We start from the raw sequence: 22,260 nt of genomic DNA, 5'->3' as shown, positions 1-22,260 counted from the left end.
GATGAATTTCTATATTACATATGGAACAGCAGATTTTTTGCATAAAATCGCAAAAAAACACCATCTGGAAAATCTGCTTTATATGGTCGGGAAAGAACAAGCAGCTCTTTTTCATGAAACGGAGGGTGAGACTGTATTTAAAGCCCCTCATGCCTATGATGTGATTTATGCGAAAGGCGAGCTTGTCCAATCTGGTTTCGTCACCTTGAATCATATCCCTGTTAAGCTTGAAAGCAGAGCACTCTTTGAATCCACCTTTCAGAAAAAGACGAACATCTCAGAACATCAGCGCGGCTTCCAAGCTATTCGCGTTTTAAGACCTCAAAAAGATGAAGAAGTTTATTTGATTTTGACACTTTGGGAATCAGAGGACTTATTTCAAGACTTTCAAGAATCAGAAGCATTCTTTCAGCCACACGAGGATACAGGCTCCATTTTCTCTCGTCCGGCTTACCTCACATCCTACCATGCCGTCACAGACAATTAAGGAAGTGCTGCTCTCAGCACTTCTTTTTTTCATGAAAAAAAGCCCAATCGCTGGGCTCTTCATTTTATGAGCTTGATTTCAGCTCGTACCGATGAATGATCGGCTGAAGCACATAGAAATTCAGCAATATCCAACCCAATAAGACTGGCCATTTCAACATAGGTGAAGCACCTTTCAATTGAACGAGCAGCACCAATAGCGGAATCAAACAGATCATGAAAAAACTCATTTTTGAGACAAACGTTTCTTTGATTTGATGCCGGCAGCTTGGACACATCATCATTTTCGTATGTGATAAATGAAACTTTTCGACGAAAGAAAATGTTTTTGAACAATTTGGACAGCTTCCCAACGCTACTCCTCCCTTTCCCTGCTTCATATCAACTTCGACTTTTATGCAAAATGACCTTTTGATACTGACCACGAAATCCTCTTCTGTTGAAAGATTCTAACAATTACCATACAATCAGTAAAAGAGCATGAAGGAGGTTTTCGATTCAATGACAATATCCACTTTACAGAAAAGCATCAATGAACGTCTTGATGAACATTATGAGGAAATGGTTGAAATTAGACGCCATCTCCATATGAATCCTGAACTTTCTTTTCAGGAAGAAGAAACAGCCGCTTTCATCGCCAGCTACTATGATACATTACAAATCCCTACGCGTACTCAGGTGGGCGGTCATGGCGTACTCGCTTTTATCGAAGGAGCTTCTCCGGGGCCAACCATTGCCCTCAGAGCTGATTTTGATGCACTTCCCATCCACGATGAAAAAGATGTACCTTACAAATCAACAAAACCTGGAGTGATGCATGCGTGCGGTCACGATGGGCATACTGCGACACTTCTTGTATTAGCAAAAGTTTTGCATACACATCGTGACCAATTAAAAGGAAAGATCGTCCTCATTCATCAGCATGCGGAAGAATATGCTCCCGGCGGTGCAAAACCAATGATTGAAGACGGCTGTTTAGACGGTGTCGATGTGATATTTGGTACGCACCTTTGGTCTTCAGAGCCTTGTGGCACGATTCTTTATAAAAGCGGAAACTTTATGGCAGCCGCCGATCGTTTCTCTATTCAAGTCCAAGGGAAAGGCGGACACGGTGCCCAGCCTCATTTAACAAAAGATGCCGTACTCATCGGTTCACAAATCGTCGCAAACCTGCAGCAAGTCGTTGCCCGTAAAGTCAATCCGATTGATTCTGCTGTAGTGTCTGTTGGAGGTTTTGTCGCAGAGAATGCCTTTAATGTCATTGCAGATTCAGCTGTTTTAACTGGTACTGCACGATCCTTTGAAGAAAGTGCACGGCATATCATCGAACGAGAAATTGAACAGGTGGTAAAAGGGGTGTGCCAGATGCATGATGCTTCCTACACATATGAATATGTGAGAGGATATCCAGCTGTCAAAAACCACCCGAAGCCTACTGAATATATTGCGGACGTCGCAGAACAGACGGAAGGTGTAACAGAAGTAAAAGAAGCGGAAACCCAAATGGGCGGAGAAGACTTTGCTTACTACCTTCAGCATGTCCCTGGCACCTTCTTCTACACAGGCGCCATGCCGGAAAACAGCCAGGATGTGTATCCACATCATCATCCAAAGTTCGATATCAACGAAAAAGCAATGCCTGTCGCAGCAAAGGTACTCGCTAACGCCGTTCTTTCCTACAATGAATAAAAAAAAGCCGCTGTCCTCAGCGGTTTCAGCGTCCTCAGCGGCTTTTCTAATTCATATCTTTCAATATTCGCAAGTGAAATACATGGCGTGCGACCTCTCCGAGCTGTCCTGTCAGCTGATGATTTGCCACGCCGCCAACAGCGGCTCCGACGACCGGCATTAATTGAAACAGCTTCACAAGATCAATGTAATCTCGATACTCCTGCTGAAAGCTGTACCAATCCATTTCCTCTCGGCTCGTTTCCCAATCATCTATGATCTTCATCATTTTTTGACGATGTGCACTGCTGGAAAAAGCGAGTTGAAATATACAGAGCAAAAAGAGTCTTTCTTCCTTTTGAGATAAATCAAAGCCGTAAATACACGCCAGCTCATAAAGGCATTTCATCTTTATGCTCAGCAGCAGCGGAAAGTCTGCCATTCCGAGGAATAAACCGCCTGCACCTGTTCCAATCCCTTCGACGGCAGCCGCCTTTTGGTAATACTTCACTTTATCCTTTGCCAGTTCATTTCGTTCTACAAGAGATAATTGTTCATCAATCACTGAAAATGAAGTGAAGTGTGATCCTGATACGGTGGATTCAACCATTGTTTTGACTGCACTTGTGATGACTTGATGAAACCTGGCAGGAATTCGGCGGTTCACCTGCTGCTGAACTGCTTTTGAAAACCGTTCGATCTTTGAAGGTTTTCTTAAAAAACGTGTTTGAAAAAGAATGGCTTCTTCATACAACTCCCGTTCAGCTGCATTCATCCGGTCCCCTCCTAGATGTCATCATACGCGCGTTGTAAAAAACATATCTCCACTTATCTCATCTTTTTTAACCTACTTTGTACGTAAGGCTTAAAGAGGACAAGCACAAACGCTACAGAAATGAGAAGGGCAAGTCCGCTTCCCTGCCAGCCTCCTGCTGGAAGTACTGCACAGCTCAGCAATATCGATTGGATGATGAGCACATTACGGACGAGAACAAAAAAGCTTCGATCCTTTTCTTTTTGAGAAACTGGATAAAGTGCCTGTAATGAAAGATGAGCAAAGTGCTTCGTTAAAGGCACAAGCTGTACACCTGTGATAAATACTGTGAACAAGACAAGCAACGCACCCACCCAGTCTGCTGCACCTGTATACAAAATAATCAGGACAAACACGGCCGTTAATCTAAACACCAGACCAAAATAGTCATTTGAGCGTACAAACGCCCTCACATACATATAAGAAAAAGTTTTACGCTGATCGTAAGGAACAAACTTCAACATCCAGTCCATGTATGCTCTTCTTTTCACCTGTTTCTTTAAGTGAGGCACATCGGTGAATAAGTTTGCCAAACGATAAAAGCGCTGCTTCCGTTTTAATTCATCAGAAATATGCAGTTCCCATTGAAAAGGCTGTTTTTTCACTGCATTTGTTAAGTAGACGAGATAGACACCGTAGATAAGATAAAAAACGATTGCAATCACATAGGCTGCCTGTAAGACGGTGTAGATCAACATCATATTTAATAGAAAACGAAGGGCTGCATCGAGCCATCTCACATGTTTTCCTTGAAAATAAGTCATTCTCCATTGAATGGCTGTATTCAAACCCTTTATCAAAATCATTTGCGCCAGTATCAGCACATACCCCGTGATGCCTCCTGAAGACACTGCCGAATAAAGCGGAAGTGCGACAATGGATACAGCAATGAGAGGAAACAGCTGAGAAATAAAGCTAAAGTTAAAAGCTTGTTTTAAGTAAGGCTCCATCTTCCCTTCTAAAGGAAGTAAAAACACGAGATCGGCTTCTTTAATTAACGTACGTACGTATGAGCTTGTAAGTACTAACGAGAAAACAACTGCCATCACCCAGTAGGATGGGAAGTGAGCCGGAATCTGTTTGAGCCAGCTGCTGTACCAGCTTGCTCCGCCTGCAAGGAAAAAAATGAGCACAATGACAAGATGATCGTTGAACATGTATTTTAAGTATTTTCTTGTTTCTTGTATGTGTTCCTCTAATCTTGATTTCCAAATAGTAAGCGTTGTTTTACTCATAGTTTTCTTCCTTTGTTAATTCCAAATAAAGATCATCGAGTGTCGCATCTCTCATATTGAACTGTTCTCTCAGCTCTGCCAGTGTTCCTTTCGCTCTGATTTCCCCTTCGTGCAAAATAATAAAGGAATCACAATAGCGCTCAGCTGTCGCTAAAATATGCGTTGACATCAGGACACTAGCGCCGCTTTTCTTCGCAGCATTCATCCGTTCAAGCAGTGCATTGATCGCAAGAGGATCAAGCCCTAAAAACGGTTCATCGATGATATACAGCTCTGGTTCCACAAGGAATGCACACATAATCATGACCTTCTGCTTCATTCCTTTTGAAAAATGAGCAGGGAACCATTTCAGCCGTTTCTCCATCCGAAATTCTTTCAGCAACGACGGCAGCCGTTCGTCTAATTGTTCCTTCGATAGACCGTAAGCCATCGCTGTCAGCTCTAAATGCTCTTTTAACGTTAATTCTTCATATAAAACAGGTGTCTCAGGAATAAATGTAAATTGTGAACGATACGCCTCTTGGTCGTCTTGAAGGGTTCGTCCATTCAATTCAATGACACCTTTATGCGGTTTCATAAGCCCGATAATATGGCGGATGGTTGTACTTTTTCCCGCCCCGTTTAAGCCAATGAGACCGACGATTTGATTTCTTTCTAATTCAAATGAAATATTTTTTAGAACGGGATTCTTCGTATATCCACCCGTTACATCTTTTACAGTGAGAAGGGACATGAATTCGTTCCTTTCTTTCTTTTTTCCTTTATAGTAACAAAAACGAATGATAATTTGAAATGTTTACCTATAGACGAGTCATGAATAAAAAATAGGCGCTATGGTCATCATAATGTATGTAGAAGAAATGAACTTGATGACCAATAAGTAAATGAGGTGTTTGTTAAAGGCAAAGAACCGCATGACAAGTTGGTTTTTCATCTAAAAACCTTAGCTTCTGTTTTGCTTCACTGATTCTTGATTTTTGTGTCCTATACAATATGTATACGACAAACCAAAACGTCAAATGAGGTGTTTACGGCAGAAATAGCAGGCATATGAATTCTTTATTTCAGTAAATAGAGAATTCAAAAGGCATATCGAATGAAAGCATCAGCATTTCTTCTGCAGGAGCAGGATGAGCGACCAAAGGAGTTCGCTTGTCCTGTTTTCTTTTTTGCTTCTTTTTGTGATACGATAAAGGAAAAATAATGAGGAGTGACATGGCGTGAGCGACTGCATTTTTTGCAAGATCATTGATGGAGACATTCCATGTGCAAAAGTATATGAAGACGAGCATGTATTGGCTTTTCTTGATATCAGCCAAGTAACAAAAGGACATACCCTTGTAATCCCGAAAATACATAAAGAAAATATCTATGAGATGACACCAGAAGTGTCTAACCACTACTTCCAAGCGATTCCGAAAATTGCAAGGGCGATCAAACAGGAATTTGAACCAATCGGGTTAAACCTCCTGAACAACAACGGTGAAAAAGCTGGTCAATCGGTGTTCCATTACCATATGCATATCATTCCGCGCTACGGCAAAGGTGATGGCTTTGGTGCCGTATGGAAATCACATCAAGATCAATACACGTCAGAGGATTTAAAAGACATTTCTTCTGCCATCCACACGCGGCTTACCTCATCTTAACAGATGAGGTTTTTCTTATTTTTGCCCCTTTTCATCGCTTTCACCTCTTAATAGTAAGATATTTTGAACGATTCAAATTTTTTGTCCAAATGCTTCAAATTTGTGATAGGATGGTTTTATCTTTTGATCCATTAACGCGAGAAATAGGGAGAGATTGTGATGAAGCGAACGACAAATTTTAATGCTGGTCCGGCGGCACTGCCGCTAGAAGTGCTTCAAAAAGCACAGGAAGAACTTGTTGATTTTAAACAAACTGGGATGTCTGTGATGGAGCTTTCTCATCGCAGCGGTGAATATGAAGAAGTCCACAATAAAGCAAAAGCGCTTTTGGTGGAACTGATGGACATTCCAGAAGATTATGAAGTCCTCTTTTTACAAGGCGGAGCTAGTCTTCAATTTGCGATGATTCCTATGAACTTCTTACATGAAGGCGAAACAGCTCATTTCATTCAAACAGGCGCATGGTCAGAAAAAGCATTGTCAGAAGCAAAAGGGTTTGGTCAGACATCTGTCTTTGCTTCAAGTGAAGATGACAACTACTCATATATTCCAGAAGTAGATGCTTCCGGTTTAACAGATGGTGCTTACTTACACATCACATCGAACAATACGATCTTCGGCACTCAGTGGAAAACGTTCCCGAACACGTCACTCCCGCTCATTGCGGATATGTCCAGTGATATTCTCAGTAAAAAAATAGACGTTTCTTCATTTGATTTCATCTATGCCGGGGCACAAAAAAACCTAGGTCCATCAGGTATCACGATTGTGATTGCGCGCAAACGTTTATTAGAGAAAGAGAAAAGCAGCACACCAAAAATATTAAAATATTCGACACACGCAAAAGCTAACTCTCTTTATCACACACCACCGACTTTTGCGATTTATATGCTGTCGCTTGTCCTTGAGCATGTTAAACAAGCTGGCGGTGTAGAAGCAGCGGAAAAACGCAATGAACAAAAAGCAGGCATTCTCTACGATACAATTGATCAGAGCGGCGGTTTTTATCAAGGACATGCGCGTGCTGACAGCCGTTCGCATATGAATGTCACCTTTACTCTTCGTGATGATGCACTTACTTCTTCCTTTGTGGAAAAAGCAAAGCAAGAGCAAATGGTTGGACTTGCCGGCCACCGTTCTGTCGGTGGATGCAGAGCATCTATTTACAATGCGGTCTCAATTGAAGACTGCCAAAAGCTTGCGGACTTTATGAAAAAGTTCCAGCAAGAAAATGAGTAAAAAGGCTTTTCTATAGGGAAATAAATTTGTTATAATAACGAGAAATATAAAGTCATGACTCTTGCAATAAATGATGAGCCATATTATTGGAGAGTCCTATAAGAGCTTAGCAGAGGAGAGCATAGAAATGAAAACAAAAGAATTAGTGATTATGTCATTGCTTGCAGCAATGGGAGCTGTTTTGCATACGATTTTCCCGCCCATCTTTTTCGGAATGAAACCTGATATGATGCTGGTCATGATGTTTTTAAGCATCATCCTTTTCCCAAAGGTTCAGCATGTCGTCGTGATTGCGCTAGTGACTGGTGTCATTTCTGCATTAACAACGGGATTCCCAGGCGGACAAATTCCGAATATGATTGATAAACCAGTGACAGCCTTTATCTTCCTAGCCCTTTTCTTATCTTGCTCGAAGATAAAGAACAAAGTTGTGCTGACCGCTGTGTTAACTGCGATTGGAACCATCGTATCCGGCGTGATTTTCTTATCTGCCGCTTTACTGATCACTGGACTGCCAGCTGCATTACCGGCACTTCTTGTGGGCGTCGTCCTGCCAGCAGCCGTGATTAATACCATCGCTATGGTATTTGTCTTCCCAATTGCTCAGTCCATTCTGAGACGTGCAAGAATGATAGAAGTTGCTTAACGAATAACCGAACCTCTTCATGATAGATGAAGAGGTTTTTTTCATGCTTTTATAAAAGAAAAAGGGTCAGCAGCAAAATGAGGAGCGAAATCCCTGCACCTGCCGCACACACAAGTGCTTTTTGCTTTAAGACATGTTTTGGCGGATAAGACCCTGCATACCCAAGCTGTCTTGCATAATGAATAGAACCACCTGTAAAAACGATGACGATACACATAAAAACGAACAGAAAGACAGACAACCTTCTCCCCTCCCTTTTCTTCAAAAGTATGCTAAAATAAAGCAAGCTATGTATGGAAGTTCAATGAAGCTGATCGTCAGCTCAGAGAGAACATGCGAATGTGTAAAATTTGACTAGAGGTGATTTGAATGGCTAGTGGACGTTCTTTATTAACAGGATTATTTGTAGGCGGTCTCCTCGGAGGTGCGGCAGTGCTCCTGACGACTCCCTCTTCTGGCAGAGATGTGCGCGGAAAAGTGAAAGACGGCTATGACAAATTCGAAGATACGCTGACAAAATTAAAAAGAGATGGACAAGCTTTAAAAGAGCAAATTGTGGAAACAGCAAAAGAAAGCGCAGAGGTGATTAAAGAAGTCGGATCTGAATTGCAAACATCGATTCAGCAATGGCGCGAAGAAATCAAACCTCATCAGCAGGACTTACAAAAGGAAATTCAGGAAATTGAGGAAAAGCTCAAACAACTGGAGAAAACCTTACAAAACTAATATACTCACAAAAAAATATTCGTTTACAAAAGTGTGCGGGGTGCGTATCCCGCACTTTTTTTGTTGAAAAAAGGTTATTTTGTCAATGTTTTTCATGACTTTTAAAAATTCTTGAATTTTCAGCTTTATTAATCTTTATTTTATTGGCATAATAGAATTACAAGAAAAAGAGAAGTAGGTGAAATGGATGAATCATTCGGAACAGCCTTTCGATGTAAAAGAAGCACTTTTATTCAGTCAAAGAATGGCCCAATTGAGCAAAGCTCTTTGGAAATCCATTGAAAAGGACTGGCAGCAGTGGATCAAACCGTATAACCTAAATATCAATGAACATCATATTTTGTGGATTGCGTATCAATTAAAAGGAGCTTCAATATCAGAAATTGCAAAGTTTGGCGTCATGCATGTATCAACGGCGTTTAACTTCTCCAAGAAACTGGAGGAACGAGGATTTTTAAAATTTTCTAAAAAGTTAAACGATAAACGCAATACGTATATTGAACTAACGCCAAAAGGCGAAGAGACATTCCATAAACTACTCGAAGATTATGACCCGGCCCGAACTGGTATTGTCAAAGGCGCACAGCCGCTTCATGACATTTACGGAAAGTTCCCTGAGATTTTAGAAATGATGTGTATCATCCGAAACATTTATGGTGAGGATTTCATGGAGATTTTTGAGAAATCGTTTTCAAACATTGAGAAGGACTTTTTGAATGAGCGAGGAAGAGTCAAGAAAAAGACTGAGGAACTTGAAAACTCAGCGGAGGCAGCAGAAAAAGCGGCTAACACAAATCAAATTGTTTAATGATCTTTATAAATTCATTCATTAGCGGCTGAAAGAGCCCTTGATCATGCAAAGCAAATATCGTCTCATGAACATCCAGCTTTTCAATTAACTGTCCCGCAAAGAGCGCAAGGAGATCGTCAAACATGACGTAGCCTTGTGCTTTTTGCTTATCCATTTCCTCTGAAAGCTCAGCACAAATACGCTCAATTTCCTCTGCCTCTTCTTTCGATACACGCTGCCTGATCAATAACGCATAATATGGATAACGGCTCATATCGGTTGCCGTCAATAAAAGTTCCATATAATATTCAAGCTGGCTCATTCGTTCCTCAATACTCATGTACGTTCCCTCTTTCTCTTAGTCCTTCTATTTTAGCCGAAATTACTCATTGACGAAAGAGACGAACCTCCCCCTTCTGTTCTTTTTTCTTGAAAAATCCAAAGTTTCCTCTCTTTATTCCATTTGAAGGCAGCATTTTATTTTTTTTCATCAAAACCATTGATTTTTATCCTCAGGAAGAGTAAATTATCTTGAGATATTCAATTCGATTTTTAGATTGGAAGGATGAAAAATGAATTGTTGGAAGACCATTAATCTTGAAAAGGATTATGGTTATACGAGAATGATGATTTCTGCCATAAGCCTTGCTATCCTTTTTTTCATTATGGCATTTTTATGTTTTCAACTGACTCATCCTGAAACGAGGCTAAGCAGCCATAACGCACCGCTTTTTGCCGTGCTCTTACTTGTGACATTGCTTGTCCACCGTGTGGTTCACTTGATCCCAGTGATGAAAAACAAGAAAAAAATGACGCTATTTATGAAACGAAATTGCTGGCAGCGCGTGCCTAAAAAAGTGATGCTTTTTTCACTTCTCAGCCCGTTTTGTGTCATCTCACCGGTTTACTTTGTATTAGGCGTGGCGTTTCCTATGTACGCACACTATTTTATCATCATCGCAAGTATACATGCAGGCTATTGTTTGCCTGACTTTTTATTTGCATGGAAGCTACTCAAAGCACCTAAATCCTGCATCATCGATCAAGCTCAAGACGAGTTTGATATTTTAGTTGACCAAACTTCCTCATCATGAGGTTTTTAAAGCCAACTTCTATCTTTTTCATAAAAAATTTGGTAATGTAGTATGGGAATAGCATAGAGAGGGGGGATCTCCGATAGTTTTATTTTACTTCATCGTCTTTGCCGCGTTTATTGTGTATTCAATAAACAGGCTTACTAATACATTATGCCTTGTCAGAGAGATTCCTGAAGAACGGCAAGATAAGGTGTTTCGCTTTATCAATGTATCGATACTGATCTTACTTATCTCATCATTTGTTGAAATTACCATTTCCATTTAAGATCAAAGCAAAAGCTGCCAATTTGAGGGCAGCTTTTTGTGTATATTTTAATTAGCAAATCCAAGATGCACCGATGATGATCAATAAGATGAATAATACGACGACTAGTGCAAAACCGCCAGCAAAGACTTCTCCTCCCATGTAAAAACACCTCCTGCCAGTTCTTCCTCTGTTCTAAGCTCAGTGTATGCAGAAAAATAAAAAGCGTTTAGGCACCTGTCATCGTTTGAAAAAAGAACCGCCCTCACGCACGGCAGGACGGCTCCCTTCTGTCACAGCGATTTAATTAGTAAAGATATGCTGCACCAACGATGATCAGCAAAATGAATAGCACGACCAATAAAGCAAACCCATTAGAATATCCTGCTCCCATATAATTCAGCCTCCTTTTTGTGATCACTATATGTGTATGTCGCGCGCAATTTTTTGACTAGACGAATGCCCTTCCATTTGCATTTCTTTTTACAGCATGTCACAATATGTTATGATACAAGCAATGATAAATAAATTGGAAAGATTAGGAGTGTTTTTTGAATGAAAAAAATGGCTTTAGCAGCTGTAACAGCAGTAAGTGTTTTAACTCTTGGCGCATGCAGTAGCGGTGATAAAGATGTAATCGCAACAACAAAATCAGGAGATGTCACAAAAGGTGAACTTTATACAACTCTTAAGAAACAAGCAGGTGGAGATGCTCTAAACCTACTTGTTCAACAAAAGGTTCTTGCTGACAAATACAAAGTATCCGATAAAGAAATTGATAAGAAATTGGAAGAATATAAAAAGACACTTGGTGAAGATCGTTTAAAACAGCTTCAAGATGAATTCGGTAAAGATTACATCAAAGATCAAGTGAAATATGAGCTGCTGACTCAAAAGGCTGCCAAAGCTAACATCAAAATCACTGATAAAGAAGTCAAAGCGTATTACGATGACCTTAAAGGGAAAATCCGCGCAAGCCATATTTTAGTAGCTGATAAGAAAACAGCTGACGAAGTGGAAAAGAAATTAGATAAAGGTGAAAAATGGGATGCCCTTGTCTCTGAATATTCAACTGATACAGCTTCAGCTGCACAAGGCGGCGATGTAGGCTGGTTCGCAAAAGAAGGCCAAATGGACGAGAACTTCAGTAAGGCTGCTTTCAAACTAAAAGTAAATGAAATCAGTAAGCCAGTAAAATCCCAATTCGGCTACCATATCATTAAAAAGACCGAAGAACGCGGTAAATATGATGACATGAAAGCGGACTTGAAAAAAGAATTGCTTGACCAAAAACAAGCAGACACAAATGAAATCCAAAACATCTTAAACAAATTAGTAAAAGATGCTGATGTGAAAGTAAAAGATAAAGAGCTTGAAAAAACGTTCAAAGAAAAATCTGAACAGCCTGCACAAAATCAGCAGACTCAACAGTAATCACAAAAAACCCCTCTGCCATATCGTGCAGAGGGGTTTTTGTATGACCAGATTAAGCAATCGAATGATCTTCATGTGCCGCAGTATCCTGTGATCTTTTCACCTGCTGATCCTGACGTCTGCGCTCTCTTTCCTGTTCCATTCGCTCGATAAAAATTTCTCCTTCCTTTTCAATAAAGGATTGATCAATTTCTTGCTCCTCTTTGGCTGTTGTCATTAATTTATACGCACAGAAAATAATGCCGATGATACAGGCATACACCCACCACGGAAAAAACAACATTTTTTCATCGCCTCCTTTTCTTAAGGACATTCCTCTCTTCCTTTGTGTTACATGCTTATGCGAAAAGAAGACAAGTTATGAAAAAAACGCCCGCATAAACGGACGTTTTGACATGATTATTCGTGATGGAAGGTTGGTTTATAAAACGAACGATTCTCAAGTGCAAAAATACGTTCTGTATATTCTCCTGGTTTCACATGCTCAAGCGCACGATCCATCATGTTCATTTTCGCATCTAAATTATCAATATAGTGGAGAATTTCAGCCTCTTTCACCATTGGTGGTTTCGGGCTGCCCCACTCTCCTTTTCCATGATGACTTAGGACTAAGTGCTGTAAAATGAGAATTTCTTCTGAATCAATGCTAAGCTCTTCCGCCGCTTTCGCAATTTCTGTCACCATGATGGAAATGTGGCCAATTAAATTCCCTTCCACTGTATATGTGGTAGAGACTGGACCTGAAAGCTCTTTTACTTTCCCTAAATCATGAAGAATGATACCTGAATATAAAAGATCTCGATCTAGTGATGGATATAGGTCAACAATGGATTTTGCTAAATGCAGCATGGACACGACGTGGTAGGCGAGTCCAGAGACAAATTCGTGATGATTTTTTGTCGCTGCTGGATAATCAGCAAATTCCTGTCCATATTTCTTCAGCAAATGCCTTGTAACACGCTGAATATTAGGGTTTTTCATATCAAAGATATATTGCATAATCGTATCCATCATATCGTGTTTTGGAATAGGAGCTGTTTCGAGAAAGTCATCAATTCGAATTTGCTCGTTTTCAGCAACAGGGCGTATATTCCTAAGCTTCAGCTGATTCCTCCCGCGATAATGATGAATGTCGCCTACTACCTTCACGATGGTTTGCGGGCCATAGGTGATTTCATCATTCTGCTTTGCATCCCATAGTTTCGCCTCAATATCTCCACTTTGATCTTGAAGAATGAGCGTTAAAAATGGTTTGCCATTACTTGCAATCCCTTTAGTAGATGATTTAATTAATAAATGCAGGTCAACTTGTTCGCCGACATCATAGGTCATGATCCCTTTAGCCATTCAATAAAAGCTCCTTCCATGTTTCTGCTCATATAAGTATAACATAAGTCATTATTTGTCAATCATTCAACTGCTAAACTCGTAATCTGTCCATCTTCTGCTGCCTGCGCCATATGCTGATGACAGGTAAAATAAAACAGCTGTGTTTCAAAACGCGTGAGTTCATTTATCAACTCCAGCACTCTTCCTAGACGAACATGATCAAAATGAACGAAGCTGTCATCCATCATAAACGGAAGCTGACATTCCTGCTGATGCGACAAGGCGAGTGCAAAACGAATCGCAAGATAGACTTGTTCACATGTTGCCTGTGAGAGCTCTTCTGGGCGGAATATTCGTCCATCCAGCCTTTTCACAATCAGCCGGTCATCCTCGGGTGAAAATAAAATGGCTTCATATCGATCATTCGTTAACGGCTGAATAAAGCTTGAAGCTGTTTGCAGCAATGCTGGCAGCCTTGTTTCTTTATGCTCATTCAATTTTTCTCGAATGACGGAGCGGACAAGCTGAATTGCCGCCCATTTTTTCGCAAGGTGCTTTGCATGCTCCTGCTCAGCTGCAAGCTGATGAGTCAAATCAGACACCGTACCAGAAGCTTCTATTTGCCGGATTTCCACTGCTCGTTCTGCCAGGCGTTTTTCCATATTTGCCGCATTCGATTGTACGTTATTCAGGTGCTGCTTCGCTTCTGCACACTCTTCTTCAAGAAGACGCAATCCTTTGCGAACAATCGATTCTTCCTCATCAAAGCAGCCGCTTCTATGCAGCTCTTGATTCAGCTGCTGCAAATGGGAAAGCCGTTCCCGATATTCTTTCGATAAATGAGAAAGGATTTGGTAATCTTTTTTGGACTCTGCTTCTACTTGACGAAAAAGCGCGTCCATTTGTTTTTCGTAATAGTCAATTTCCCCTTCTAGCGTCGTGATCTGCTGTTTCACATGTTGAATCGATACATCCAATGTCTGACGTTCTTTTTCTCTTTTCGCCTCATCTTTCAATATCTCTTGAAAGGCCAAGATATTCTCTTGAATGGTGCCTTCCTTTCGTTGAAGAAGACTGCTTAACGCTTCCACTCTATGCTCATAATTGGATTGCTGGCCTAAAAGCTCGTCTATTTCCCGGCTAAGCTCCTCATATTCCGCTGTATCCGTTTTTAATTGCTTCAGAATAAGGAAGGCTTCTACAAGGAAAGAAAGCTCTGAGGACAAGCCCAGCTGTCTTTTCTTTTCCTCTACTTGCTGCTGGACAGGTTCCAGCTCCTTCTCCCAGTCTTCATATTGCCGGATAATCCTTTCGTACAAAAGCTCCTTCTGCCTCACAAGCGTTTCAGCTGAAGCTGCCTGCACTTGGAAGGAATCGAATGTTCCCACGCCGCTTCCCTGTTTCACCTGTGCCGATTTCAAAAATGGGTAAATAGCAAAGAAGACAAAAACAGAAAAACCTGCAAATAAGAAAGTAACCCACCACTCTGTTAAAAAGAAAAGGACAAGCAGAAATGCAGCATCAAACATCACCATCACAGGGAATAACCACGCCCGGGAATGAGCCTGTTTCTCTTTTGTTCTTGTTTCCCCAGTTTCCACTGTACTGTGCGATTTGGCCTGCTGTTCCTTTAATCCTTTTAAAGCGGTTTCCGCTTCTTCCAGCTCATGTCTTGCATGATCAAACCTGTCATCCAGCTGTGCCTTTCTGTCCATTAAACGAACATATTGGCTGACAGCCTCCTTTAATTCCCACTCAAATTCAAGGGAGTCGTCGATCTGGTCGAGCTTGACTGAACGCTGCCACTTCAGCTTCACTGCGGCTTCGTCCATTTTTTGTTTCAATGAATCACGTTCTGCTTTACATTCAGCTAAGCGATTTTTGACACGTTCAGCATGAGGAGATTCATCAACGACACGCTTCATCTCCAGTAACGTATCCTTGTCATGAAGCGGTTGAACTTGTGCCAACGTGGTTTGCAAATGATCTAATTTTTGCTTTAGTGCAGTCATTTGAGCCTTTTTCGGGTGAAGGTGTGATTCTAACTTATCCAATTCATGCTCTGTTTCTGATCTAAAGCGTTTGACTCGTTCTGGATAACGGGCTAATTCTTTTTTTAACTCCAGCTTCTTCTCTATCATGGGATAAAGTTGAATGTGTTCAGTTAGCTGCTGTATCTGTTCTTCTGTCTGCTTCATTTCCTTTTGAAGCGCTGCGATCGTCTCTATGAATTCAGAATGCTCCCGTTTCTTTTCTGTATAACGGCCTTCTGCCAATCTAGCTTGTTTCAGCTGGCCAGTCAGCTCTTTTAAACGATCAAGCTGCTGGTTTAATTCTGGCTTGCGTCCATTTGGTTTAAACAGCTGCTCCTGCTGCTTAAGCAGCCTGCTCTCCATCTTGGAGGCCGCATCTGAGCCAAATAAACTTGAGAAAAGAAGAAATTCACCGATTTGATCTTCGTTTAAGGCTTGGACATTTTGCAGTCCAAACACATCAAATGAGTAGATTGATTGGAATAATCTGCGATCCGTTCCCTTTAAAAGAGTCCGCAGAAATGCTTCGTCTTTCACTTCACCATTCGGTAAAAACACCTGTGCTTGACCGCCTCGATCGGACGATCTCTCAATGTGAATGACACCTAACTCCTCATCTAAGCAAGTGAGGGAGCCGCCATAGAAAGAACCTTGTTTCGACTTGTACATCTTGTTTTTTGAAAAACCAAATAACATCGACTCAATAAACGCCTTCAATGTCGTTTTCCCCGATTCATTCAGGCCGTAAACTAGCTGAAAACCGTCATCAGAAAAGTGAAAGGTTCGATTTGAAAATTTCCCGAAATTCGCTATATGGAGTGAACGTATTTTCATCATACCTCTCCTTTTCTCATAATTGCTTCAGCTGTTCCGTCAGCAGCCTTTGTGCTTCTTCTTTTATATCCACTTCATCCTCTTTTGTGAGCGCTTTTCCTGACTTTCTGTAGGTTGGGTGACGCTTGATCGGTGAAAGCAGCTCTTCATATGGCTCAAACTGTGCAATTTCTGTAGTGAGTTCCTTCAAAAAAGAATCCTCTGGATAGATCACATCCTCATTTGTTCGGCAGTCAATTGACATCACCCAAACGAACACGTCTTCATCTTCCTCCTGCTCATGAAAAACAGTCATCAGCTCTTCGAGGACCTCAAGCTGTGTATGCTCAAAGTAAGAAGGCGCATCACCTATCAATTCAATTCTCACAAAATGAGGAATGCCTTCCTCTTTCAGCTTATTGATTTTGCCTTCCACAAGTGTGACAAGATCGGTCATATGAGCCGTTTCTGTGATGTCTATTGCCAGTGTCTCAAAGATGATATCTGCACAGCTGATAAAATCCGCTGTGTGAGAATCTTCGGAGAGGTGAATCAAGTAACAGCCTTTTTCTCCCGTTTCTTTTATATGTCTGCCCTGCACATTACCAGGATAAATAATATATGGATCTTCATGCAGAAGGGCTCTTTTATGTATATGTCCGAGCGCCCAATAATCAAAATCTTGTGAAAGGAGCTGCTGAAGCTGAAATGGGGCGTAGGCATCATGGCCTTCTTGCCCGGCTAATGTGCCGTGAAGCATCGCAATGTGATAGGCAGCATCTGTCGTTTTGACATAATGAGATGTCATATTTTCATAGACAGCCCGCTCTTTATAGCTAAACCCATAAATGCTCGCGACAAGCTGATCCCCTCGATAATAGGAGTGATCACTTGGTGTACTGCTCGAAAAGACATGTACATTCTCAGGCCACTCAATCGGTGTCCATTCACCGCCTAAATGATCATGATTCCCATAAATAATAAAGACTTCAATCCCATGTGTTTGCAGTCTTAAAAACTGGTTTCTTAAAAAGAGCTGTGCTTTCAGGCTGCGATTTGATTCATCAAATAAATCTCCGCTCAGCAGCACAAAGTCTACTTCTCGCGCAACGGCAAGATCAAACATGTTCTTAGCACTTTGAAATGTACTTTCTTTGAGCCGCTTAAATATAGAATTAGGTATAGTCGACATTCCTGCAAATGGACTGTCTAAATGTAAATCTGCGGCATGAATAAAGGTGAGCTTAGTCAAACGTCTATCTCCTTGTCCGATACTGTCATTGTCCATATTTTATCATGCCATTTTTACGAATGCACGTTCTATCACTCTCATTCTACAAAACACATTTTTAAGGGCTAAAAAAGAGGTTTTGTCTTATTCCATGTTTAATTACATTAAAAACAGAGGAAAGGAAGATGAGGAATGGAGAAGACATACTTTTTAACCGTATTTGATCGGTCGGGTGAGACTTTATTAAATGAAAAAATCACAGCGGATAGTGACGAGAAAGCAAAGGAATTAGGGCGTCATCGCTTAATGGAACAGCAATACACAAAGCATTCCCATCGACTCGTTAATCAAGCAGGCAAGCTGCTTTTATTTGAACGTTAAAAAGCCGGCTTTCGCCGGCCTTATGTTCATCTATGCTTTTTGAAAGACAGGTCGTCTTTTTTCTAAAAAAGCCTGTATACCTTCTTTGTGATCATGACTTTTTCTCAGTCTTGCCTGTGCTGCCCTCTCTTTTTGAAGAACTGCTAAGAGCTTTGATTCTGACTGCTGGAAATAGATCATCTTTGTTTCGATAAAGGCTTGAAGCGGCATGTTCATAAACGACTTCACACACACTTTTTGGTACGCATCGACCTCTTCTTGGAACAGCCCGTCTGCAAGGTTCAGCTTTAACGCTTCTTCAGCCGGCAGCTTTTGTCCGCTCCAAATCAATTGTTTGGCGGTTTGCTCACTGACTCTTTTTGTGAGGAAAAAATGCCCCCCGCCATCTGGAATTAATCCTACCCCATTAAAATTCATGGCAAGTTTTGCATCGTGATGCATAAACAAGTAGTCACAGCTTAGGGCAAAGCTAAAAGCGAGGCCTGCTGCTGACCCGTGGATAAGCGCAATCGTCACTTTTTTCATACTAGCTAGTGAAAGTGTAATTCCCTCGATCAAATCCATCACACGATGGAAATCTTCTTCACTTTCCTGCTTAAGCATCATCCCAATATCTCCGCCTGCTGAAAATCCTTTTCCCTCTCCCTTGATGACAACGACTTTAGCACTGCTTTCCTCCGCTGCATCACATGCTTCTTTGAATTCAGCAAACATGTCCACATGAAACGAATTATAAGCTTCAGGCCTATTGAAAACGATTTCAAAAACATCCCCGTCTAACTGACAATTGATATATGTCATCATCCATCCCCCTTTTTGTTTAAAAGCTCATAACTTACTTCCATTTCCATCAAGTAAAACCTTTTTCTCTAAATAAAAAATTTCAAGATCAATTGATACTAAAATAAGCATAATCATTGAAACAAGAAATATATTTTTATATAGTAAAATAAGAAAGAAAATAAATTTGAAAGGAGGAGGATGATTGATCAGATGTTCCATCATGATATTGGTTAGCTTCATCGTCATGTTTTCTCCTTTTTCAAATGTCGTTTTTGCGTCACAAGCAGAAGCGAGCACACCTAGCCTGATTTCTCCATCCATCTATGATGAAGAAATTAATGCTGTGAAGACACCTTCATTTTCAAAAAAACATGCTTCATCCATTCTGCTGAAGGACAGATTATCAATGGCGGATGCCAAGACTTTTCTGCCAAAGCCTGCCCCATCAGCTGCATTATCCATTGATCTATGTTTTTTGGAAATGAAGTGCGCGATCCCCGTTATGTATCAATCTAATTACCTCTACTGATTCATTTTATTTCATCCGTATTTACTATTAGAAAAAACACAGCCTATCAAATTCGGAGGGATAAAATGAACATTAAAGAAAATGATCTTCCTGGGATCGGAAAGAAATTTGAAATTGAAACGAGAAATAGAGAAAAGATGACGATTGTGATTCATGATGATGGCAGACGGGAAATTTATCGTTTTGACGATGATGATCCAGATGAAGTGCTGTCTACCATTTCACTCGATGATGCTGAATCCCGGCAAATCGCTGCTATTATCGGCGGTATGGTGTATAAACCGCAGACACTAGAAACCATTGAAATGGCCTTCAATGACTTGATCATTGAATGGTTTAAGGTCGAAAAAGGTGCAAAAGCGGTAGGACATACACTCGGTGATTTAGATGTGAGACAAAATTATGAAGTCACCGTGATTGCGATCATTAAACATACAAATGAAAAATTACTCAACCCTGGTGCCGATTCGATTATTCAAGCAAATGATACGATGGTCATTTCGGGCGAAAGAAAACACTTGAAGCGATTGGTACGTGATTTTCTTTCTAGAGGGGGAGAGTGATGAATGGATCATTTAGTCTTTGAAGTTGGGACGGCGCTTATTCTTATCGCCATCGCCAGCTTAATCGCCAATAAAATTAAATTTTCTATCATCCCTTTTCTCATTGTCCTCGGAATGATTGTTGGGCCGCATGCTCCAACTATCGGGATCATTGATTTAAAATTTATCGAAAGCACCGAGATTATTTCGTTTTTTGGCAGAATGGGCGTCCTGTTCCTTCTTTTCTATCTTGGACTTGAGTTCTCTGTCGGAAAGCTCATTAAATCGGGTAAATCCATTGCAGTCGGCGGATCTATTTATATTTTGATCAACTTCAGCTTAGGACTGCTCTACGGTTTTATCACAGGGTTTGGATTACTTGAGGTTCTCATTATGGCAGGGGTTATCACCATTTCATCCAGCGCCATTGTGGCCAAAGTCCTTGTCGATTTGAAACGGACGGCAAATCCTGAAACAGAGTTAATTCTAGGGATTATTATGTTTGAGGATATTTTCCTTGCTGTTTATTTATCCGTTGTATCAGGTCTTGTCCTAGGGGATGCCACTACTGTTGGCGGTGCCTTATTATCCATTTTAATTGCTTTTGGTTATATGATGCTTTTCTTTATCATTGCGCGGAAGCTGCCAAAATTATTAAACAAGTTGTTTGATATCCGTTCGAACGAAGTGTTCATCATTGTGATATTTGCGGCTTTGTTCTTTGTCGCTGGTTTCTCAGAAACGATTCATGTAGCAGAGGCTATAGGGGCTCTCTTACTTGGTCTTGTTTTCTCAGAAACAGAGCACTCTGACCGCATCGAGCATCTCGTGGTTCCGTTTAGAGATTTCTTTGGAGCGATGTTCTTTTTCAGCTTTGGTCTCAGTATTGATCCATTTACATTGGGTGATGCCTTCTGGCTTGCGATCGGCGCTGTGTTGCTTACCCTAATTGGAAACTTCACTGCCGGAATGTTTGCTGGACGGAGAGCTGGATTTTCTCATAAAGCCTCTTCTAATATTGGATTAACCATCGTATCGAGAGGAGAGTTTTCAATCATTGTTGCCGAGCTTGGCATTGCGGGCGGACTTGCCGCTACTTTGAAGCCCTTTGCTGCATTGTATGTCTTAATTCTTGCGATTTTAGGACCGCTCTTAACGAAAGAATCTAAGAAAATCTATCAAATCCTAAACAAAATCTTCAAATGGAAATCTGAAAAACCAAAAGTAAAAAAAGAAACGACGATCTAATAAAAAAGGGGCCCTATGCTTGGGCCCTTTTTTATGTCTTATTCAAATTGCTGAAATGCAGTTTCTTGCTTGACTGGCGCTTCCTCGCCCCCGCGAATGGTTTGAATCACTTTCTGGTTGCGGTAAATCGATAGTTTTAAATTGGTCGCCGCTGTTCCATGAGAATGATCAAGATTCGTGAATGTAAAGAAATGATTTGAGCGCTTGTCTTTGAACACAAGCCTGAAGTCGTCTGTCACTTTAAAATGCGCATCACTTTCCCATTCAATCAGAGGTTCATATGCGTCAAACCATTCAGGGATATTCGGTGTGTACCCTGTGGCTAATACGGCATGTTCTGCTGTTATGCTTTTTTCTTTCTTCAGCTGCCACTGTCTGAGGTGCAGCTCTAAGGGCTGCTGCTTTCCTATTTGAATCGCTTCAAGCTCAGTCATTGGCTGAATGATCACAGAAGGCTCTTCACCTGAAACAGAGCGATGATACAATTCCTGATAAATGCGCGAAAGCGTCGATGCATCGATGCCATTTCTTAATCCTGTCAGCCTAGGCAATGTGTTCATACGTTCTTCATAAGGAAGCGAATGAAAATACTCGACATACTTTGGTGTAAAAAGCTCTTGGCCAAGCTCAGCCGTCTCCAGCTCTCTAAATTCACTAGAACGCGTAAACCACGAAAGCTGCTGGACTTTCTTTTGATGCTGTAGCAGGTCTAAGAAAATTTCGGCTGCACTCTGCCCTGAACCGATCACCGCCACCGACTCAGCTTCGTGAAGTGATTTCTGCTGTTCTAAATAACGGCTGCTATGGGTCACATATGGGTATGCTGCTTCAGGCACATCGACCGGAATCATCGGTTTACTTCCTGTTCCAAGCACGACATGCTTTGCACGATACTCAGATAGTGAACCATCTTTCAATCGTCTGACTTTCACAAGGTAGCCTTCTTGGCAGTCCGTCACTTCTTCTACCTTCATCCCAAACTGACAGCTATCTAACTCTCCTGCAACCCATGATAAATACTCATTGAATTCTCTCCGCGGGATATCAAACTGTTCAAATGTATAGAAGCGGTGAAGTCTATTTGATTCATGTAAATAATTTAAAAAGGTATACCTGCTCCTTGGATTCGCCATTGTGACAAGGTCTGCTAAAAAGGAAACTTGTAAATCCGTTCCTTTGATCAGCATACCGGGATGCCAAGCAAACTCAGAATCCTGTTCAAAAAAACAGCATGAGACATCCTCATACTCCTCTAACAAAGCGGCCAATCCTAAATTGGCAGGCCCAACCCCAATTCCGATCACATCTATCATATGTACACCTGCTTTAACTTTTTATCACTT

At 41.0% G+C, this 22,260-nt stretch carries 28 protein-coding genes; 14 read left to right on the top strand and 14 right to left on the bottom strand.

From position 1 onward, the window contains the following. Position 1 precedes the first annotated feature (1 nt). Positions 2–487 carry an antibiotic biosynthesis monooxygenase family protein gene (locus ACN6NB_RS04870; RefSeq protein ID WP_024425462.1) on the top strand — a complete coding sequence of 162 codons (486 nt, stop codon included), beginning with the start codon at positions 2–4 and terminating at the stop codon, positions 485–487. 64 nt (positions 488–551) lie between these two features. On the opposite strand, the gene ACN6NB_RS04865 is transcribed toward ACN6NB_RS04870, so the two are convergent. Continuing rightward, on the bottom strand, positions 552–704 hold the full coding sequence (locus ACN6NB_RS04865) for a hypothetical protein (RefSeq protein ID WP_228285951.1): 153 nt from the start codon (positions 702–704) through the stop codon (positions 552–554). Between the two features lie 283 nt (positions 705–987). Between ACN6NB_RS04865 and ACN6NB_RS04860 the strand changes: the two genes are divergently transcribed. Beyond that, positions 988–2,175, top strand: coding sequence for a M20 family metallopeptidase (locus tag ACN6NB_RS04860; protein ID WP_039177597.1), 1,188 nt, complete (start codon positions 988–990; stop codon positions 2,173–2,175). Positions 2,176–2,221: 46 nt separating this feature from the next. Here ACN6NB_RS04860 and ACN6NB_RS04855 read toward each other — a convergent pair whose 3' ends face one another. From ACN6NB_RS04855 to ACN6NB_RS04845, 3 genes are read right to left on the bottom strand one after another with little or no spacing between them, the layout of a single operon-like run. Next, a complete protein-coding gene (locus ACN6NB_RS04855) occupies positions 2,222–2,929 on the bottom strand; it encodes an EcsC family protein (protein ID WP_144490882.1) in 708 nt (235 codons plus the stop codon). Between the two features lie 53 nt (positions 2,930–2,982). After that, positions 2,983–4,203, bottom strand: coding sequence for an ABC transporter permease (locus ACN6NB_RS04850; RefSeq protein ID WP_144490881.1), 1,221 nt, complete (start codon positions 4,201–4,203; stop codon positions 2,983–2,985). After that, positions 4,196–4,936, bottom strand: coding sequence for an ABC transporter ATP-binding protein (locus tag ACN6NB_RS04845; RefSeq protein ID WP_047202605.1), 741 nt, complete (start codon positions 4,934–4,936; stop codon positions 4,196–4,198). The genes ACN6NB_RS04850 and ACN6NB_RS04845 overlap by 8 nt, the downstream gene beginning before the upstream one ends. Positions 4,937–5,423: 487 nt before the next feature. Between ACN6NB_RS04845 and ACN6NB_RS04840 the strand changes: the two genes are divergently transcribed. From ACN6NB_RS04840 to ACN6NB_RS04830, 3 genes are all read left to right on the top strand, one after another. Further along, a complete protein-coding gene (locus ACN6NB_RS04840; protein ID WP_024425457.1) occupies positions 5,424–5,852 on the top strand; it encodes an HIT family protein in 429 nt (142 codons plus the stop codon). A 159-nt stretch (positions 5,853–6,011) separates the two neighbouring features. Beyond that, a complete protein-coding gene (gene serC / locus ACN6NB_RS04835; protein WP_058838797.1) occupies positions 6,012–7,091 on the top strand; it encodes a 3-phosphoserine/phosphohydroxythreonine transaminase in 1,080 nt (359 codons plus the stop codon). Positions 7,092–7,218: 127 nt separating this feature from the next. Beyond that, the gene (locus tag ACN6NB_RS04830) at positions 7,219–7,737 is read left to right on the top strand and encodes a tryptophan transporter (RefSeq protein WP_039177586.1); all 519 of its coding nucleotides are present in this window, start codon (positions 7,219–7,221) and stop codon (positions 7,735–7,737) included. A gap of 49 nt (positions 7,738–7,786) precedes the next feature. On the opposite strand, the gene yhzF is transcribed toward ACN6NB_RS04830, so the two are convergent. Further along, positions 7,787–7,978 carry a membrane protein YhzF gene (gene yhzF, locus ACN6NB_RS04825; protein WP_024425454.1) on the bottom strand — a complete coding sequence of 64 codons (192 nt, stop codon included), beginning with the start codon at positions 7,976–7,978 and terminating at the stop codon, positions 7,787–7,789. 128 nt (positions 7,979–8,106) lie between these two features. Here yhzF and ACN6NB_RS04820 point away from each other — a divergent pair, with 128 nt between their 5' ends. Both ACN6NB_RS04820 and ACN6NB_RS04815 read left to right on the top strand, forming a co-directional pair. Continuing rightward, the gene (locus ACN6NB_RS04820) at positions 8,107–8,463 is read left to right on the top strand and encodes a YtxH domain-containing protein (protein ID WP_024425453.1); all 357 of its coding nucleotides are present in this window, start codon (positions 8,107–8,109) and stop codon (positions 8,461–8,463) included. Positions 8,464–8,650: 187 nt separating this feature from the next. After that, positions 8,651–9,271, top strand: a complete 621-nt coding sequence (locus ACN6NB_RS04815; RefSeq protein ID WP_058838795.1) for an HTH-type transcriptional regulator Hpr — start codon at positions 8,651–8,653, stop codon at positions 9,269–9,271. On the opposite strand, the gene ACN6NB_RS04810 is transcribed toward ACN6NB_RS04815, so the two are convergent. Then, positions 9,249–9,593, bottom strand: coding sequence for a YhaI family protein (locus ACN6NB_RS04810; RefSeq protein ID WP_058838794.1), 345 nt, complete (start codon positions 9,591–9,593; stop codon positions 9,249–9,251). The genes ACN6NB_RS04815 and ACN6NB_RS04810 overlap by 23 nt on opposite strands. Before the next feature lie 232 nt (positions 9,594–9,825). On the opposite strand from ACN6NB_RS04810, the gene ACN6NB_RS04805 reads away from it, so the two are divergent. Together ACN6NB_RS04805 and ACN6NB_RS04800 are read left to right on the top strand one after the other, a co-directional pair. Further along, positions 9,826–10,347, top strand: coding sequence for a DUF3267 domain-containing protein (locus tag ACN6NB_RS04805; protein WP_039177576.1), 522 nt, complete (start codon positions 9,826–9,828; stop codon positions 10,345–10,347). 82 nt (positions 10,348–10,429) lie between these two features. After that, a complete protein-coding gene (locus tag ACN6NB_RS04800; protein WP_072368131.1) occupies positions 10,430–10,615 on the top strand; it encodes a hypothetical protein in 186 nt (61 codons plus the stop codon). A 51-nt stretch (positions 10,616–10,666) separates the two neighbouring features. On the opposite strand, the gene ACN6NB_RS04795 is transcribed toward ACN6NB_RS04800, so the two are convergent. Together ACN6NB_RS04795 and ACN6NB_RS04790 are read right to left on the bottom strand one after the other, a co-directional pair. Next, on the bottom strand, positions 10,667–10,756 hold the full coding sequence (locus ACN6NB_RS04795; RefSeq protein WP_017360317.1) for a YjcZ family sporulation protein: 90 nt from the start codon (positions 10,754–10,756) through the stop codon (positions 10,667–10,669). A 145-nt stretch (positions 10,757–10,901) separates the two neighbouring features. Further along, positions 10,902–10,988 carry a YjcZ family sporulation protein gene (locus ACN6NB_RS04790; protein ID WP_008361129.1) on the bottom strand — a complete coding sequence of 29 codons (87 nt, stop codon included), beginning with the start codon at positions 10,986–10,988 and terminating at the stop codon, positions 10,902–10,904. A gap of 161 nt (positions 10,989–11,149) precedes the next feature. On the opposite strand from ACN6NB_RS04790, the gene ACN6NB_RS04785 reads away from it, so the two are divergent. Then, on the top strand, positions 11,150–12,028 hold the full coding sequence (locus ACN6NB_RS04785; protein ID WP_039177572.1) for a peptidylprolyl isomerase: 879 nt from the start codon (positions 11,150–11,152) through the stop codon (positions 12,026–12,028). 52 nt (positions 12,029–12,080) lie between these two features. Here the strand turns inward: ACN6NB_RS04785 and ACN6NB_RS04780 are convergent, their stop codons facing one another. The 4 genes from ACN6NB_RS04780 to ACN6NB_RS04765 form a co-directional block, all read right to left on the bottom strand. Further along, complete coding sequence (locus ACN6NB_RS04780; protein ID WP_041089925.1) at positions 12,081–12,311, bottom strand: sporulation YhaL family protein; 231 nt, start codon at positions 12,309–12,311, stop codon at positions 12,081–12,083. Between the two features lie 116 nt (positions 12,312–12,427). Next, the gene (yhaM, locus tag ACN6NB_RS04775; protein ID WP_024425447.1) at positions 12,428–13,375 is read right to left on the bottom strand and encodes a 3'-5' exoribonuclease YhaM; all 948 of its coding nucleotides are present in this window, start codon (positions 13,373–13,375) and stop codon (positions 12,428–12,430) included. A gap of 62 nt (positions 13,376–13,437) precedes the next feature. After that, entirely contained in the window at positions 13,438–16,224 is a 2,787-nt protein-coding gene (locus tag ACN6NB_RS04770; protein ID WP_144490879.1) for an ATP-binding protein, read from the bottom strand. A gap of 16 nt (positions 16,225–16,240) precedes the next feature. Beyond that, positions 16,241–17,455, bottom strand: coding sequence for a metallophosphoesterase family protein (locus ACN6NB_RS04765; protein ID WP_144490878.1), 1,215 nt, complete (start codon positions 17,453–17,455; stop codon positions 16,241–16,243). Between the two features lie 171 nt (positions 17,456–17,626). Between ACN6NB_RS04765 and ACN6NB_RS04760 the strand changes: the two genes are divergently transcribed. Beyond that, entirely contained in the window at positions 17,627–17,815 is a 189-nt protein-coding gene (locus ACN6NB_RS04760; RefSeq protein ID WP_047202901.1) for a YhzD family protein, read from the top strand. A 30-nt stretch (positions 17,816–17,845) separates the two neighbouring features. Here ACN6NB_RS04760 and ACN6NB_RS04755 read toward each other — a convergent pair whose 3' ends face one another. After that, the gene (locus ACN6NB_RS04755) at positions 17,846–18,616 is read right to left on the bottom strand and encodes an enoyl-CoA hydratase (protein ID WP_186315145.1); all 771 of its coding nucleotides are present in this window, start codon (positions 18,614–18,616) and stop codon (positions 17,846–17,848) included. Positions 18,617–18,800: 184 nt separating this feature from the next. Here ACN6NB_RS04755 and ACN6NB_RS04750 point away from each other — a divergent pair, with 184 nt between their 5' ends. From ACN6NB_RS04750 to ACN6NB_RS04740, 3 genes are all read left to right on the top strand, one after another. Then, positions 18,801–19,127: a potassium:proton antiporter gene (locus tag ACN6NB_RS04750; RefSeq protein WP_231730827.1), complete on the top strand. Its 327-nt coding sequence runs from the start codon at positions 18,801–18,803 to the stop codon at positions 19,125–19,127. A gap of 65 nt (positions 19,128–19,192) precedes the next feature. Further along, positions 19,193–19,690, top strand: a complete 498-nt coding sequence (locus tag ACN6NB_RS04745; RefSeq protein WP_144490876.1) for a cation:proton antiporter regulatory subunit — start codon at positions 19,193–19,195, stop codon at positions 19,688–19,690. Positions 19,691–19,693: 3 nt separating this feature from the next. Beyond that, complete coding sequence (locus ACN6NB_RS04740; RefSeq protein WP_404526856.1) at positions 19,694–20,917, top strand: cation:proton antiporter; 1,224 nt, start codon at positions 19,694–19,696, stop codon at positions 20,915–20,917. 38 nt (positions 20,918–20,955) lie between these two features. Here ACN6NB_RS04740 and ACN6NB_RS04735 read toward each other — a convergent pair whose 3' ends face one another. Then, positions 20,956–22,230, bottom strand: a complete 1,275-nt coding sequence (locus ACN6NB_RS04735) for a lysine N(6)-hydroxylase/L-ornithine N(5)-oxygenase family protein (RefSeq protein ID WP_474253255.1) — start codon at positions 22,228–22,230, stop codon at positions 20,956–20,958. Positions 22,231–22,260 lie beyond the last annotated feature (30 nt).

The sequence above is a fragment of the Bacillus sp. 11B20 genome (assembly GCF_056098985.1).
This window is presented reverse-complemented; position numbering and strand designations above follow the sequence as displayed.

Excerpts from the sequence above, each read along its gene's own strand:
- ACN6NB_RS04735 (WP_474253255.1), bottom strand. The coding sequence starts at position 22,230 with ATGATAGATGTGATCGGAATTGGGGTTGGGCCTGCCAATTTAGGATTG.
- ACN6NB_RS04815 (WP_058838795.1), top strand. The coding sequence starts at position 8,651 with ATGAATCATTCGGAACAGCCTTTCGATGTAAAAGAAGCACTTTTATTC.
- yhaM (WP_024425447.1), bottom strand. The coding sequence starts at position 13,375 with ATGGCTAAAGGGATCATGACCTATGATGTCGGCGAACAAGTTGACCTG.
- ACN6NB_RS04805 (WP_039177576.1), top strand. The coding sequence starts at position 9,826 with ATGAATTGTTGGAAGACCATTAATCTTGAAAAGGATTATGGTTATACG.
- ACN6NB_RS04780 (WP_041089925.1), bottom strand. The coding sequence starts at position 12,311 with ATGTTGTTTTTTCCGTGGTGGGTGTATGCCTGTATCATCGGCATTATT.
- ACN6NB_RS04745 (WP_144490876.1), top strand. The coding sequence starts at position 19,193 with ATGAACATTAAAGAAAATGATCTTCCTGGGATCGGAAAGAAATTTGAA.
- ACN6NB_RS04740 (WP_404526856.1), top strand. The coding sequence starts at position 19,694 with ATGGATCATTTAGTCTTTGAAGTTGGGACGGCGCTTATTCTTATCGCC.
- ACN6NB_RS04845 (WP_047202605.1), bottom strand. The coding sequence starts at position 4,936 with ATGTCCCTTCTCACTGTAAAAGATGTAACGGGTGGATATACGAAGAAT.
- ACN6NB_RS04770 (WP_144490879.1), bottom strand. The coding sequence starts at position 16,224 with ATGAAAATACGTTCACTCCATATAGCGAATTTCGGGAAATTTTCAAAT.
- ACN6NB_RS04810 (WP_058838794.1), bottom strand. The coding sequence starts at position 9,593 with ATGAGTATTGAGGAACGAATGAGCCAGCTTGAATATTATATGGAACTT.
- ACN6NB_RS04855 (WP_144490882.1), bottom strand. The coding sequence starts at position 2,929 with ATGAATGCAGCTGAACGGGAGTTGTATGAAGAAGCCATTCTTTTTCAA.
- ACN6NB_RS04790 (WP_008361129.1), bottom strand. The coding sequence starts at position 10,988 with ATGGGAGCAGGATATTCTAATGGGTTTGCTTTATTGGTCGTGCTATTC.
- ACN6NB_RS04760 (WP_047202901.1), top strand. The coding sequence starts at position 17,627 with ATGGAGAAGACATACTTTTTAACCGTATTTGATCGGTCGGGTGAGACT.
- ACN6NB_RS04755 (WP_186315145.1), bottom strand. The coding sequence starts at position 18,616 with ATGACATATATCAATTGTCAGTTAGACGGGGATGTTTTTGAAATCGTT.
- ACN6NB_RS04865 (WP_228285951.1), bottom strand. The coding sequence starts at position 704 with ATGATCTGTTTGATTCCGCTATTGGTGCTGCTCGTTCAATTGAAAGGT.
- ACN6NB_RS04820 (WP_024425453.1), top strand. The coding sequence starts at position 8,107 with ATGGCTAGTGGACGTTCTTTATTAACAGGATTATTTGTAGGCGGTCTC.
- ACN6NB_RS04830 (WP_039177586.1), top strand. The coding sequence starts at position 7,219 with ATGAAAACAAAAGAATTAGTGATTATGTCATTGCTTGCAGCAATGGGA.
- ACN6NB_RS04860 (WP_039177597.1), top strand. The coding sequence starts at position 988 with ATGACAATATCCACTTTACAGAAAAGCATCAATGAACGTCTTGATGAA.
- ACN6NB_RS04870 (WP_024425462.1), top strand. The coding sequence starts at position 2 with ATGAATTTCTATATTACATATGGAACAGCAGATTTTTTGCATAAAATC.
- ACN6NB_RS04785 (WP_039177572.1), top strand. The coding sequence starts at position 11,150 with ATGAAAAAAATGGCTTTAGCAGCTGTAACAGCAGTAAGTGTTTTAACT.
- ACN6NB_RS04795 (WP_017360317.1), bottom strand. The coding sequence starts at position 10,756 with ATGGGAGGAGAAGTCTTTGCTGGCGGTTTTGCACTAGTCGTCGTATTA.
- serC (WP_058838797.1), top strand. The coding sequence starts at position 6,012 with ATGAAGCGAACGACAAATTTTAATGCTGGTCCGGCGGCACTGCCGCTA.
- ACN6NB_RS04850 (WP_144490881.1), bottom strand. The coding sequence starts at position 4,203 with ATGAGTAAAACAACGCTTACTATTTGGAAATCAAGATTAGAGGAACAC.